Origin of the sequence: Bacillus sp. DHT2, from assembly GCF_026241455.1 — a bacterium.
In the GTDB taxonomy this organism is placed as follows: Bacteria; Bacillota; Bacilli; order Bacillales; family Bacillaceae_G; genus Bacillus_A; species Bacillus_A pseudomycoides.
In genome coordinates, this window is the sequence record NZ_JAPHWH010000007.1 from 89311 (window position 1) to 102722 (window position 13412).

Consider the following 13412-nt stretch of genomic DNA (forward strand, 5'->3'; position numbering starts at 1 on the left):
CTAAACAAAAAAGTCACGTATTTAACTATATATATTACCATATTTTTCTAGATTGAATACAAGCAAATTCATTTTTTCTGTTTTTGCCTCTTTTTGTTTATAATGGTAGAGGAAATAAATCTTTTGTACGGAGGAAAACTATGCTGCAACATTCAATTACGAAAGATGAAATTATGATGATCGCGAATGAATTTGTTCAAGGACTCGATCCGCAGCAAGTAGCCGATCAAGAGCATGTTGCCACTGCTCGTCATTTATATCGCAGCGGTCTTGTCTACAACGTTGATTTTGATGGCTATACGTTATCAGGTACCGTAGATGCTGAAGGAAATGTGTATAGCGTCCATATTCCGATTCGTAATATCGCGGAAAGCTATTGTGATTGCTTCGCGCCGACGCAGTGCGAGCACATGCTTGCTGTTCTACTGTCTGCTGCTTCTAGCTTCGGACAAGTCGGAGAAGTATTAACATTATTTAAAAATAAAACGAAACCATCACTCCCTCCGATTCGAACAGCACGACAAGTATTACAATCGTCTGCATTTGAAGAAACGGACTTTACAAGTTGGCACGCATATTTTGAATCTGAATATGACGCATTTAAAAAAGAACAAACACGACTCTCGTATAGACAAATGTATTTTCTTATGAGCATCTTTACAGACTTTTACATGAAATTAGAACGAAAAGCGCCGCGTGTCGTTGCTATACATGAATTGTTCAAATTACATGGCGTACTTTTTTGCTTTCAAAAGCTATTAGAAGAAATCCTTGACTTTGAGACAAACAAAACGTATTCCTATCACCAACCTATTAACGTTGTCCGGCTATTTGTTGATAAAGTTGAATCACTTGTACGTGACTTGAAATCAGAATCGATTCCTGCTGAATGTGAACCAATTTTGCAAGAAACAGCTCGCCAAGTGCATGATATTTTCTTCTCTACCGATTCCTATACACAGGAGAGGTTCTTTATTTACCGGCATATATGGGGAGAGTTGCTAGCAGAAAAATCTTGGATACAAGAAGAAGAAAAACGAATTGATGCGAAGATGAATCCACTTTCGAAAGCACTCGCCTCTTCTCACCTCTTCTTTTTAAAAGAAGAGGATCATTTAGCTATGGTCTTACTCGAAACACAACCGGCTCAAGTTGTCGGTCTTTATTTCGACTGGCTCGAAGATTTACTGAGTACAATGCAATGGGAGCGCGCCAAAAATTGGCTGTCTTTCACATATAAACAAGTGAAAAAGACAATGAATGATCAGGCCGATCCCCTTTTTATAAAAGATATCGTTCGTTTGTTTGTCATGATGTATGAAACATATGCAACACACACAAATGAACAAGCAGGTCTTGAAATGATTTTGCAAGAACTATTGCCATACAGCTTCACAAACTACGAGCAATATGTACTAGCAAAAAAACAATATCATGCATGGACAGAACTTCATCTCTTGTATGGATTTGAAGCAATTGAATTGCTAAAAGAACCACTGAAAGAAATTGAAAAAGAAGCACCAGAAGCAGCTCTTCCGCTCTATCATCTTGCAACGATGCAAGCAATTGAGGAACGGAATCGCAAGTCATACCGCCGTGCAGTCCGTTACTTAAAGAAATTGCGTATGCTCTATAAACGGCTCAAACGAACAGATGAATGGCACATTTTCATTGTCCAAATCGCTAACTTATATTCACGTCTAAGAGCACTACAGGAAGAACTGCGGAAAGGAAAGTTAATCGATGATCATACAAACTGAAGTAACAATTCGGCTCCAGCACGTAAGTCAAGGTTGGTTCCTTTGGGGAGAAGATGAAACCGGCAATCTCTTACCTGCAAGAGATTGGAAACAACATGCCTTCACATGGCATTCAACTTCCTTCTATGGCACCTTTTTGAAAGAAGCTACATACGAAGGACGAAGCGGGATTATGCTAACGAGCGTTCAAGCATTTGAATATATCGCCAATAAACCAATGAATTCATTTGCCAGGCTGCAAATGAATGATCCCATTACCGCACTTACGCCAAATGCAAAAGAACTATGGGATGCCTTTGTAACTGGAAGCTTTATACCTGATATGAAGCGCTGGTCCGATTATCCGTCATGGAAAGTTAGCAATGTTTCAACTCAAGATGATACGCTAGCATCACTTTTCTCTCAGGCAGTTAATGAGAGTATTCTTCAAGATGCTCGCTCTAATGATGGCTGGGAAGATGCGAAGCGACTATATGAGCACTATGATTTTACGAAAAGACAGCTTGTAACAGCAATGCATGAAGAAGATTGGCTCCGGAAAATTGGCTACATCGAGGATGATCTTCCCTTCACAATTGGACTTCGTCTCCAAGAACCACACAATGATTTTGAACTGTGGAAACTTGAAACGATTATCACCACAAAACGCGGAGCACACCGGATATACGTCTATAATGACATCGATTCACTACCAAAAAGATGGCATGACTACGAAGAGCGTATTCAAGAAACGCAGGAAGGGTTCGGTAAGCTAGTTCCATGGCTTAAGGAAGATGATCACTTTCGAACTGAGCTCTATGAAACAGAAGCATGGAACTTCTTAACAGAGGCGAGTAACGAATTATTAGCAGCCGGCGTTGATATTTTACTACCGTCTTGGTGGCAAAACTTAAAAGCAACGAAACCAAAGTTACGCGTCCAATTGAAGCAAAGTACGAATCAAACACAATCCTTCTTCGGCATGAACACTCTCGTCGATTTCGACTGGCGCGTTTCCACAGATGGCATCGACCTATCGGAGAGTGAGTTTTTCGATCTTGTCGAACAAAACAAACGACTCTTCAATTTAAATGGACAATGGATGAGACTCGACCCTGCCTTTATTGAAGAAGTGAAAAAACTAATGAAACGTGCAGATAAATATGGCCTTGAAATGAAGGATGTTTTGCAGCAGCACTTATCAAACTCTGCCGAAGCAGAAATTGTAGAAGAAGATAATCCATTTACAGACATTGAAATTGAGCTAGATGGCTATTACGAAGAGCTCTTCCAAAAATTATTGCATATCGGAGACATTCCAAAAGTTCCAATACCATCTTCCTTGCAAGCCACACTTCGTCCATACCAAGAACACGGTGTAGAGTGGCTCTTATATTTACGAGAGCTCGGATTTGGAGCGTTGTTAGCGGATGATATGGGTCTTGGAAAAAGTATCCAAACCATTACTTACTTATTATATGTGAAAGAAAAAAGCCTCCAAACAGGTCCGGCACTAATCATAGCACCGACGTCTGTTCTTGGAAATTGGCAGAAGGAATTTGAACGCTTCACGCCGCATTTACAGGTTCAATTACATTATGGAAGCAACCGTTCGAAAGGCGATTCATTTAAGGACTTTCTTCAGAGTACGGATGTCGTATTAACTTCTTATGCATTAGCACAACTTGATGAAGAAGAGTTAAACGCGCAGTGCTGGGATGCGATCATCCTGGATGAGGCGCAAAATATTAAGAACCCGCAAACGAAACAATCGAAAGCGGTTCGTAATTTGCAAGCAAATCACAAAATTGCTTTAACAGGTACGCCGATGGAAAACCGGTTAGCAGAGCTATGGTCTATTTTCGACTTCTTGAACCACGGATATCTTGGTAGCCTAGGACAATTTCAGCGCCGCTTCGTAACACCCATTGAGAAAGATCGTGATGAAGCGAAAATTCAGCAAATACAAAGATTCATCTCACCGTTCTTACTGCGCCGGACAAAACAAGATCAAACAGTCGCATTAAACTTACCTGACAAACAAGAACAAAAAGAATACTGTCCGCTAACAGGTGAGCAGGCATCACTATATGAACAACTCGTACAAGATACACTACAAAACATTGAAGACTTAACAGGCATTGAAAGACGCGGTTTTATTTTAATGATGCTTAGTAAGCTAAAGCAAATTTGTAATCATCCCGCTCTTTACTTAAAAGAAGAAGCGCCGAAAGATATTGTGCAGCGCTCCATGAAGACGCAAACATTAATGGATCTTATTGAAAATATAAAAGATCAAAATGAAAGCTGCTTAATTTTCACGCAATATATTGGAATGGGGAATATGTTACAAAAAATATTAGAAGAGAAATTCGGTCAGCGTGTTCTCTTCCTAAACGGTAGTGTACCGAAAATAGAACGTGATAAGATGATCGAACAGTTCCAAAATGGAACATATGACATCTTCATCCTCTCATTAAAGGCTGGCGGCACAGGTCTGAATTTAACTGCCGCAAACCACGTCATTCACTATGATCGCTGGTGGAATCCAGCTGTAGAAAATCAAGCGACAGACCGAGCCTATCGCATCGGTCAAAAGCGATTTGTACACGTCCATAAACTCATTACAACAGGTACACTTGAAGAAAAAATTGATGAAATGCTAGAACGTAAACAATCGCTGAGTAGCACTATTATCACAAGTGATAGCTGGATGACAGAACTCTCAACAGACGAGTTGAAGGAATTACTCGGTGTATAAAATCCATTTTAATAATGAGATGCTGTGTCGCATATTATCGAGGCGTCGATATATTCACAAAAAAGGAGCTATCCCGAAGGGTTAGCTCCTTTTTCTATGCCAAAACCAATTGCTTATTATAATTCCTGTCAGTCCGCCCGACGTATCTAAAACTGAATCTTGCCACATCGGTGTACGGTCACCTGTAAACGATTGATGAATTTCATCGAATGTTGCATATCCAGCGACAATCAGAAGTGCGAATATGAAGGAACGCATTCTTGAACAACCAGAACGGTGCAATGCATAATACGAAAGCGCACCAAGAATCAAGAATACTGTGAAATGAGCTCCTTTACGAAGGAAAAACTCAACAAAACCACCAACGCCTTTATTTTCAATGCTAACCGGTGTTCCCCCGCCATAGTCAATCGATACACCGGAGAATTTTTCTTCTACAAATTGAGACGGAATATACTTCTCAATATCTGAACGCATATCCTGCTTCTTATACGGCTGTGCTGAAGAATAAAAAATAATCCCCATCCATAGTAAAACGGGAATCCAAACTAACCATTTACGATTCATCTTTTGAAACTCCTCTCTTATTCTTCTAAGCGTACCAAAAAAAATAAAAAATTTCACGCCAAAATATGACCGTTGCCTCCTATATATATGACGAAAAGGGGGTGAAAAAATGGCGATTGAAACGATTGTAACTGACTTAAGCTTGCGCCTTGTCCTAAACGGTGGCACAGACAAAAATGGGAAAACTATTTTGAAAAACAAACAATTTAAACGAGTAAAGCCAAATGCTGATGTAGCACAGGTCCATGAAGTGGGACGTGCCCTTGCTTCATTACAAGGATTAAAGCTTCATGCAGTTCAACTTTTAAGTACATCTGACATCTCAAATCCGTAAAAATTTAGTGACAAGGAGGTAAATGACAATGACAGTACTCGAACTGATTTTCTTAAAAGAGGATGGAAAAACAGTCGTCTTCTCTATCGACAATCCTATTACACCTGTGAATGAACAAACCATAAGCCAAGTGATGGACACAATTCTCTCCTCTGCAATTTTCTTATCACTTAGTGGGAACACTCGTAAAAAAGGGGCACGCCTTGTTGAAAAGACAGTATCAGAAGTAACAGTTGCTCCTTAAACGCAAAAGACGAAGCTACATCAATTTGCAGCTTCGTCTTTTTTCTTCGGCATCTCAATCGGAATAAAAATATGAGAGAATCCGATTGAAACATATTTATAATTTTCTTTCCCAATTGTAAATTCCGTCTTATACGTCGAGAAGAAAATATAATCGCTTCGCTTTGTATAATGGTTAATCAACACGTCAACTTGTGGCTCTACATATTTCTTTGCTAACTTCTTACCAATTGTCGCAAGTTCACCAACAAGCCCATCTGGATCTTCTTTTTCAACCTCTGTTAACTTCTTACTAATATCATTGCGATTCATAAATTGCTTTGCTGCCCATTCTGTATACTCCCCTTTACTCGGGTTGCTATTTGCTAAATATACGAAAAGAAGGACAACAAGTACCATAATTATATACTTCCGTTTCATATTCTATCACCGCCTAACTGTTTCTATTTTCATATATATGTACAAGCGATGCAAATTATATAAACCTAAATTGAAAAAGCGATAGAAACTCTTTCTTCTTAAGGAGGAAAAGAGTGTAGATTCATTTTTGTATGGAAAACAGCTTATATGTCGAAAAATTAAAATGAATTTATATAGAAAGCTTACTATTTACAAAATAAAGTAAACTTTACAAACATTTACAAATATTTAAAATTATTTTTATATTCCATCTATATACTAAAATATGTAAACAAATACTTTTAAGGAGGCTTTTCCTTTGGACGACCTAGTTAGTCATGATACTATCTCTAGTTCTACAATGATACTTGAGCCTTACGCCCATCCTTTTCACCGTACTAAAATAACAGAAAATGACGGAAATATTAAGTTTTCATCTAAAACATCATTACAATTGGTACAGCTATCTTGCCTATTACATAACCATTCTACCTATAAAGGAAGGCGAGATGCGATTCAAGAAAATTATTACTTTAAACAAAATATCCCAATCCCAATTGATCATCGTCATTATATTTGCGCCATTCCAACGAAATCTCCTGCATCTCCAGACTGTATTTGGGTTTTCTATAGTCATATAAACAAAATAGAAATTTATAATAATCGCAAGCAATCCAAACTTCATTTTTATAATGGTACAACCATAATTGTTGCTACTAGTTTTTATCAAATGCAACAACAATTTTTGAAAGCTGGATTTCTCTTGTGCCGCATGAATATGCAAGATTCACAACAATTTCGAGATATTTATAAAGTCATGCGCCTCCTAGACAAACCATTACTTCCTTGCTAGTACAAATTTGTTATAAAAAAATGGAAGACACAGAATATTCCTGCCTTCCATTTTTCTTTTTTTCACTCTCTTATACTGCTGCACATTTTCCCCAGCGCCTGCCGATATACCCATCTCACTTGATGATATGTCATCTCCATCTCTTCCGCAATTTCATGTATCTTCTTTCCTGCATAAAAACGTTCGTAAATAATATGTTTCTCTTTCTCATCTAACAAACTCATATAATCCTGAGTTTCTGACGACACTTCTGCTCCGCATACATTTTGTAACATTTCCTGTCCGGCGAATGTATGCCGCTTTTGAAATCGATTTTCTTTCTTTAATTTCTCTAGCAAATATCCACGTACTGTTACAAGTGCATAAGCTGAAAAAGTTCCTTTCTCCTCCTCATACTTTTCATATGCCATCCAAAGTCCAATTAAACCGCATTGATAGTACTCTTCATAATCCCGGTACAGATAAAGTTTTTTCATTTGATTTTTAATCATTTTTTCATACAACGTAACTGTTTCTGTAAAAGTAGCCGGTTTCATATTATACCTATTTCTAAAAGGTATACCTCTTTGTTATTCCGCGGTACCTTTACAATATAAGAAGATAAAGAGGATTTCATGGTGAGTTATTTGAAATTCTGCATAGGGAAATTTCAAATATCTGTAGAGGAAATTTCAAATACGAGGCCTAGTATTTCAAATACATACAAAAATAAAAAACGGCTCCTTCTCGAGCCGTTTTCTGCACATATCCTTATCCATTGAAACTTTGCATAAACTTTGCTAATACGATAACAATTAAACTTAAGAACGCTACTTTAATAATGAAGAGAACAACAATTGGAACCGCAGCTTTTACTTTTCCTAACCCAGCTGTAATTTGTAATCCAATCCAAATTAATACGATATTCCATAAATAAAATATCTCAACTACACTACCAATTGCATACCCTGTAGTACCTTGTTCAAATAATGGTGCTAAGCTTGTATACCCAGTTGCACCACTTCCAAAAATTAAACCTAAAAGAGAATTAATAAGTCCACCAATAACAACAACAATGCTTGAATATACAATAATAGCTAGCAATTTTTTGTAAGGAGTATCATTTCCAAAAAACATCATAAAGATTTTATAGACAGCTGCTACAATAAGAGTTCCAATTATTATCCCAATAAAACCTGAACCGATTGACTTACCAACTAAATATCCGATAGATTCTTCTTCGCCTGTGCCAAATTTCTTCTGAATTTCCATCATCTCAGGCGATGAATGCGCCACATATGTAGATAATCCATTTACAAGTGCTTGTAACAACGCAACCAAAAAGAACATACCCCAAACCTTATCAGTCGCTTTCATTCTCTCAAACTGTAAGCCAGGAGATGTGATCATTCCTAGTAAAGATGGCTTTTCTCCACTAACCTTTTGCGAATTAACATTCGGTTCCATTCTAAAAAACCTCCTTGTATTTTTCTCACCCGTTCTAACGGGCGGTTCACTTCCTCTTCTCCAGAGACTGTGAACCGCCCACTAGAATATCGACTTGCACTCTTGTTCTCTCTTTGGTTTCACTTAGCATGGGGCCAAAAAGGCTCTGACCGCTTCTATCCTCGAGCGGATTCCCTCTCCCACCTAAAAGAAATGGTTTTATATCTTTTTTCTATTTGTATGTGTAGTAGAGGAACGCCCCTCTACTACACTACCAATCTATTCATAACGAAGTGCTTCAATAGGATCTAGTTTCGCTGCTTTATTCGCTGGAATTAATCCGAAAATAATACCGAGCGTCATCGAGAATAACACGCCGCCAACGACAACTTCCCATGAAACGAGCGGTGGCCATTTCGCAAATGTAGAAACAATATATGCACCACCATAACCAAGACCGATTCCGATCAATCCACCAAGAAGCGTTAACATAACGGCTTCAATTAAGAATTGTAGCAAGATTTTACTGCGCGTTGCTCCAAGTGCTTTACGTACCCCAATTTCACGTGTACGTTCTGTTACGGATACGAGCATAATGTTCATAACACCAATACCACCAACGACTAATGAAATACCAGCAATACCACCAATAATCATTGTCATAATGCCCGTCATTTTTGAAATACCTTCTTGAATTTCTTTTAAATTCATCACTTCGTATTTACCAGATGCATCACTTGGCTTACGACTATTTAATACATCAGCAGCTTTTTTACCCGCTTTTTCTAAATCATCCACATTTTTCGCTTGAACAGAAATACTTTGAATCTCATCTTTTCCATATATTGTTGGCCACAATGTAATTGGAATTAAAGCTTCCGATGGCCCCATTCCCATAAACTCATTATTTGATTTATAGACACCGATAATTTGCATCGGTTGTCCTTTCATCTCAATAATTTTTCCGACTGGACTTTCCTTTTTGAAGACCTTTTCTTCCATACTCTTACTGATCATCACGACGTTATTACCTTGCGCAATATCCGATTCTTGTAAGGATCGGCCTTTTAACACTTTCACTTTATTTACTGAGAAGTACTCACTATCTAATCCTGTAATACTCACCATCTCTTTTTTATCTTCAATATCGAGTGGCTCCATACTTGAATTGGTTGTAAGAACATGCGCAATCTCTGGAAGTTTTTTTATTTCAAAAATATCTTCCTCAGTTAACTTTGGTTGTTCCATCATTTCCATACCATACGGATCATTTATATCCGCACTATAGTGAATTGGGATTACGTTATTACCAGCTCCAACGAATTGCGACTTTAACGCTGCTTCTCCGCCCTGCCCAATCGCAACAACAGTAATGATGGAGCCAACGCCTATAATAATCCCAAGCATCGTAAGCGCTGAGCGCAGTTTATGAGCTAGAATAGAAGATAGGGCAATTTTTATACTATCTAGTAAACTCATACCGCACACCTTCTATCTTCTGTAATTTTTCCGTCTCTTAACACAATTCGGCGCGAAGAATATGCCGCAACTTCTTCTTCATGGGTAACCATAACAATCGTTGTACCTTCTGCGTTTAACTTTGTGAAAATATCCATAACCTGCTCTCCAGATTTCGTATCAAGAGCACCTGTTGGTTCATCGGCCATAATGAACGTTGGGTCATTTGCAATGGAACGTGCGATGGCTACACGCTGCTTTTGCCCACCTGAAAGTTCGCTTGGCAAGTGATGCACGCGGTCAGACAATCCGACTTTCCCAAGTGCTTCAAGAGCTCTCTGACGGCGCTCCGCTTTCTTCACGCCGCCATATATAAGCGGAAGTTCTACATTTTCTACCGCTGAAAGACGTGGTAATAAGTTAAAATGCTGGAATACAAAGCCTATATATTCATTGCGAATGAGAGCAAGCTTTGACTCGTCTGCTGTTAAGATATTCACATCGTTCAACATATATTCGCCTTCTGTTGGACGATCTAAACAACCGATAATATTCATGAGCGTCGATTTCCCTGAACCAGACGGTCCCATAATGGAAACAAACTCACCACTTTGAATCGTTAAACTAATACCGTGTAAAATCGGTACCGCCAGTTTTCCTTGATAATATGTTTTATGAATATTGTTTAACGTAATCATTTTTCTTTCACTTCCATTCCGTCATATACATTGTCGGAAGGATTTTTAACCACCTTTTGCCCCACTGTTACGCCTTCAAGAACTTCTGTCCAGTCTCCATCAGTAGAACCTTTTTTCACATTTTGTTTACGAAGTTTTCCTTTTTCTTCTACATAAACAAATGGTTCACCATCTTTTTCTACAATGCTCTTACTAGGAACAGCAATCATTTTCTTGTTTTCTAGGTTTACTTGTAGAGATACATGATAGCCCGGGGATAAACCTTCTTGTCCATCTAAACTAGCTTTATATGTATACTGAGACATGTTTTGTGCCCCCTCACCAGCACCGGCTGCTTGCGCCATTTCTGCACTTGTCGGGAACTCACTTACCTCTGTAATTTTACCTGTCCATTTCTTCTTACTATTTGCTTTTGCAGTTGCAGTAAATGGTTGATCCTTTTGAATTTGTGATTTTTGAAGTTCTGTTAATGTCCCTTGAATTTGGAATGAATCTTTAGAAGCGATTTGTAAAAATGATTTTCCTTGTCCACCCATTGCTTGCGCTGAACTTTGTGCTGCATCTTTATCTAACTTTTGCACAACACCAGCGAAATTACTATAAATTGTGAGTTCATCTTGTTTTTTCTTTAATTGTTGTGATTGTAATTGACCTTTTTCTTTCTCAAGGTCAATTGTTTTTTGCCCTATTTCTAATTCGCTTACTTGCTCTTCTAACGGATCTGTTACCTCTTTTCCAGCACCGCTATCTTTCGCTTTCTTAATCTGGTTCTTTACTGAATCTATTTTCTTTTTCCCTTGATCATAGCGCATACTTGCCATTTTTTGATCAAGCTCAGCTTGTTTCATTTGTAAATTGATTTCTTCATTATCATAAGAGAATAATTTCGCGCCCTTTTCTACTTCCTGTCCTTCTTTCACCGCAATGTCCTTCACTTTTCCTTTTGTCGGATCTGCGTAGAAGCTCTCAATATTTCCAGGCTTTACTTGTCCGGAAATCAATTTCGTATTATTCAATGTACGTTCTGTTACTTTCTCAAAGCTAACAGCGTCTCCCTGTGCCGCGCCTTTTTTCTTTCCTTGCATGATAAAAATATTGACGGCTGCAACGACGACAATTAATGCAATAACCCCAATGATAATCCATTTCTTCTTTTTGTTTGGAGTACGAACCGTATTTGGTAACATATTCTCGCTCCTTTTATATCTTTATATAGTGGTTCTTTAATTATGTAAGACTTTCAGAAAACGATACCCGCATCTCTTAAATTATTACGCTTCCTTTACAAAGTTTTACACTATCACTTATATTGTAACAAAAATACCAATGTTTAGAAATATGACACTTTATCTTTTAAGCAAGTTTTAAGAAACTTAAAAGCCACATGAAAAGACTAAAAAAAAAACCACCTTACATAAGGCGGTTTGGACGTTTCCTCCAAGTACTCCATTTCGCTTGATCCAAATCATGCTCAAATGGAAGAGTTGTCACGTCTTTTCTCATCTCGCGCGGAATATTCTTTTCTATCGTTTGAAACGCTTCACATTCATCAGCTCGCATTGCTCTTTGAGCAATGCCTTCTAGGTTATCACCTTGCTTGTCTAACATCCAGCCATTTTCACTATTTAACTGTTTACGAAATTCCTCTTTTGCATCTTCATCTGGAAACATGCTTCCATTTACTTTCAAATAGGTTTCAATTCTCATCGGAAGCCACTCTACTTCATAATCCTCTACTAAACAAATTGCAATCCCTATCGGCGTACTACGAACGACAAAATCAAATGTACAATCTCGCTGTGTGACTGTTGCGGAACAGAACAAAAACGTTTCTACTTCTGATACAAAAATTCCCACTTTCCAGCATCTCCTTCATACATATAATTTGTCTTGCTAACTCCTACTGAATTTTAACATTTGTTTTTGAAGATATTGTAAAATGAATGTTAATTTTCTATATATAATGTACTTTCACTCTACCCGTTCACTCATTCTTAATAGATATCACATATAATCTATTAATTTATAACCATAATACTGTATGTACTAGAAATAACATTATGTAATAAGTGCATCAAAAAAGATTACAAGAAAAAAATTTTGATACTATTACTATTCCAGTAGTCACATTCACATAAAACATTCATGAAATCAATTATAAGTATACATTGAAATATATAACAGTTTGATAAAGTGAAACTTTAATCAGTGGGGGTTTTCTTCATCCCCCACTGATTATTAGCCCGACCAATCGGGCTTTTACGGGCAGTTTATCTCCCACCTAACTTCTTTTCTCTCACCAAATTTTGAGGTAGGAGTATTACTTACTACCCGTTAATGTGGGATAAACCAAGGCTGTAAAGAAAGATATATTATATTTTTCATTGCAATCAAATATTCATACATTCGCCCAAGCTAATTCACGCTTGTCTGAATACTAATATATTAAATCTATTTAAAAGTGAGGTGATAGAATATGCCACCAAAACCACGTACTTGTTGCCCTGCATATAATCAAATACGTGCATTCTATGTGCAAGCAGCAGCAGCAGGGTTTCAGCAGATAAGTTTTGATGTTATCATACCTTTTTCAGGAGCAGCACCTTTAACATATTTTGTAGATAGCATAGATTGGTTCGATAACAAGCATTGCGTTATTATTACTAACTTCCAGTCCCCAACGCTAGGCGTTTCAGATTCAGCATGGAGTTGTGAAATTCTTAATTTATATTTTGCAGGGAACCTTCAGAGAATAGTTTAAAATCTTTCTTATTTTAGCTAACTATCCCCCTCTTTTGTCATCGAAAAATCCCCTCACCAAGATGGGGAAAATAAAACGAAACTTCCATCATTGAGGGTTTTCTTCATCCCTCAATGATGGAAAGCCTCTACCTATCCTCCTTGCTTTTCTCTAAATCTTAAGGTAAAGGTCTTA

At 37.7% G+C, this 13412-nt stretch carries 14 protein-coding genes; 6 read left to right on the top strand and 8 right to left on the bottom strand.

From position 1 onward, the window contains the following. Positions 1 to 140 precede the first annotated feature (140 nt). Both ORL93_RS17605 and ORL93_RS17610 read left to right on the top strand, forming a co-directional pair. A complete protein-coding gene (locus ORL93_RS17605; protein ID WP_097795812.1) occupies positions 141 to 1760 on the top strand; it encodes an SWIM zinc finger family protein in 1620 nt (539 codons plus the stop codon). Next, positions 1744 to 4500 (top strand): DEAD/DEAH box helicase, encoded by a 2757-nt coding sequence (locus ORL93_RS17610; RefSeq protein ID WP_265959324.1) that lies wholly within the window; start codon positions 1744 to 1746, stop codon positions 4498 to 4500. Before ORL93_RS17605 ends, ORL93_RS17610 begins: the two co-directional genes overlap by 17 nt. A gap of 81 nt (positions 4501 to 4581) precedes the next feature. Here the strand turns inward: ORL93_RS17610 and ORL93_RS17615 are convergent, their stop codons facing one another. Further along, positions 4582 to 5067 (bottom strand): VanZ family protein, encoded by a 486-nt coding sequence (locus ORL93_RS17615; protein WP_097795814.1) that lies wholly within the window; start codon positions 5065 to 5067, stop codon positions 4582 to 4584. Between the two features lie 109 nt (positions 5068 to 5176). Here ORL93_RS17615 and ORL93_RS17620 point away from each other — a divergent pair, with 109 nt between their 5' ends. Both ORL93_RS17620 and ORL93_RS17625 read left to right on the top strand, forming a co-directional pair. After that, positions 5177 to 5401 (top strand): DUF1659 domain-containing protein, encoded by a 225-nt coding sequence (locus tag ORL93_RS17620; protein WP_003203136.1) that lies wholly within the window; start codon positions 5177 to 5179, stop codon positions 5399 to 5401. 28 nt (positions 5402 to 5429) lie between these two features. After that, positions 5430 to 5645 carry a DUF2922 domain-containing protein gene (locus ORL93_RS17625; RefSeq protein ID WP_003203134.1) on the top strand — a complete coding sequence of 72 codons (216 nt, stop codon included), beginning with the start codon at positions 5430 to 5432 and terminating at the stop codon, positions 5643 to 5645. Positions 5646 to 5665: 20 nt separating this feature from the next. Here the strand turns inward: ORL93_RS17625 and ORL93_RS17630 are convergent, their stop codons facing one another. Beyond that, the gene (locus ORL93_RS17630; RefSeq protein ID WP_033799325.1) at positions 5666 to 6064 is read right to left on the bottom strand and encodes a DUF4359 domain-containing protein; all 399 of its coding nucleotides are present in this window, start codon (positions 6062 to 6064) and stop codon (positions 5666 to 5668) included. A gap of 340 nt (positions 6065 to 6404) precedes the next feature. Here ORL93_RS17630 and ORL93_RS17635 point away from each other — a divergent pair, with 340 nt between their 5' ends. Beyond that, a complete protein-coding gene (locus ORL93_RS17635; protein WP_003209016.1) occupies positions 6405 to 6896 on the top strand; it encodes a competence protein ComK in 492 nt (163 codons plus the stop codon). A 62-nt stretch (positions 6897 to 6958) separates the two neighbouring features. Here ORL93_RS17635 and ORL93_RS17640 read toward each other — a convergent pair whose 3' ends face one another. The 6 genes from ORL93_RS17640 to ORL93_RS17665 all read right to left on the bottom strand — a co-directional run bounded on the left by ORL93_RS17640 (position 6959) and on the right by ORL93_RS17665 (position 12334). After that, complete coding sequence (locus ORL93_RS17640; protein WP_265959325.1) at positions 6959 to 7432, bottom strand: sigma-70 family RNA polymerase sigma factor; 474 nt, start codon at positions 7430 to 7432, stop codon at positions 6959 to 6961. Between the two features lie 214 nt (positions 7433 to 7646). Then, positions 7647 to 8342 carry a YknW family membrane protein gene (yknW, locus tag ORL93_RS17645; RefSeq protein WP_097795815.1) on the bottom strand — a complete coding sequence of 232 codons (696 nt, stop codon included), beginning with the start codon at positions 8340 to 8342 and terminating at the stop codon, positions 7647 to 7649. A 258-nt stretch (positions 8343 to 8600) separates the two neighbouring features. Next, positions 8601 to 9800 (bottom strand): ABC transporter permease, encoded by a 1200-nt coding sequence (locus ORL93_RS17650; RefSeq protein WP_018765168.1) that lies wholly within the window; start codon positions 9798 to 9800, stop codon positions 8601 to 8603. Beyond that, positions 9797 to 10477 carry an ABC transporter ATP-binding protein gene (locus ORL93_RS17655; RefSeq protein WP_018781240.1) on the bottom strand — a complete coding sequence of 227 codons (681 nt, stop codon included), beginning with the start codon at positions 10475 to 10477 and terminating at the stop codon, positions 9797 to 9799. Before ORL93_RS17655 ends, ORL93_RS17650 begins: the two co-directional genes overlap by 4 nt. Further along, positions 10474 to 11664 (bottom strand): efflux RND transporter periplasmic adaptor subunit, encoded by a 1191-nt coding sequence (locus tag ORL93_RS17660; protein WP_003202236.1) that lies wholly within the window; start codon positions 11662 to 11664, stop codon positions 10474 to 10476. The genes ORL93_RS17655 and ORL93_RS17660 overlap by 4 nt, the downstream gene beginning before the upstream one ends. Before the next feature lie 223 nt (positions 11665 to 11887). Beyond that, positions 11888 to 12334 (bottom strand): hypothetical protein, encoded by a 447-nt coding sequence (locus tag ORL93_RS17665; protein WP_265959326.1) that lies wholly within the window; start codon positions 12332 to 12334, stop codon positions 11888 to 11890. A gap of 619 nt (positions 12335 to 12953) precedes the next feature. Here ORL93_RS17665 and ORL93_RS17670 point away from each other — a divergent pair. Then, entirely contained in the window at positions 12954 to 13238 is a 285-nt protein-coding gene (locus ORL93_RS17670; RefSeq protein ID WP_018764997.1) for a hypothetical protein, read from the top strand. Positions 13239 to 13412: the final 174 nt, after the last annotated feature.

What these genes read in the sequence shown, in the direction of transcription:
- ORL93_RS17605 (WP_097795812.1), top strand. Translation starts at nt 141, where the DNA reads ATGCTGCAACATTCAATTACGAAAGATGAAATTATGATGATCGCGAAT.
- ORL93_RS17610 (WP_265959324.1), top strand. Translation starts at nt 1,744, where the DNA reads ATGATCATACAAACTGAAGTAACAATTCGGCTCCAGCACGTAAGTCAA.
- ORL93_RS17615 (WP_097795814.1), bottom strand. Translation starts at nt 5,067, where the DNA reads ATGAATCGTAAATGGTTAGTTTGGATTCCCGTTTTACTATGGATGGGG.
- ORL93_RS17620 (WP_003203136.1), top strand. Translation starts at nt 5,177, where the DNA reads ATGGCGATTGAAACGATTGTAACTGACTTAAGCTTGCGCCTTGTCCTA.
- ORL93_RS17625 (WP_003203134.1), top strand. Translation starts at nt 5,430, where the DNA reads ATGACAGTACTCGAACTGATTTTCTTAAAAGAGGATGGAAAAACAGTC.
- ORL93_RS17630 (WP_033799325.1), bottom strand. Translation starts at nt 6,064, where the DNA reads ATGAAACGGAAGTATATAATTATGGTACTTGTTGTCCTTCTTTTCGTA.
- ORL93_RS17635 (WP_003209016.1), top strand. Translation starts at nt 6,405, where the DNA reads ATGATACTTGAGCCTTACGCCCATCCTTTTCACCGTACTAAAATAACA.
- ORL93_RS17640 (WP_265959325.1), bottom strand. Translation starts at nt 7,432, where the DNA reads ATGAAACCGGCTACTTTTACAGAAACAGTTACGTTGTATGAAAAAATG.
- yknW (WP_097795815.1), bottom strand. Translation starts at nt 8,342, where the DNA reads ATGGAACCGAATGTTAATTCGCAAAAGGTTAGTGGAGAAAAGCCATCT.
- ORL93_RS17650 (WP_018765168.1), bottom strand. Translation starts at nt 9,800, where the DNA reads ATGAGTTTACTAGATAGTATAAAAATTGCCCTATCTTCTATTCTAGCT.
- ORL93_RS17655 (WP_018781240.1), bottom strand. Translation starts at nt 10,477, where the DNA reads ATGATTACGTTAAACAATATTCATAAAACATATTATCAAGGAAAACTG.
- ORL93_RS17660 (WP_003202236.1), bottom strand. Translation starts at nt 11,664, where the DNA reads ATGTTACCAAATACGGTTCGTACTCCAAACAAAAAGAAGAAATGGATT.
- ORL93_RS17670 (WP_018764997.1), top strand. Translation starts at nt 12,954, where the DNA reads ATGCCACCAAAACCACGTACTTGTTGCCCTGCATATAATCAAATACGT.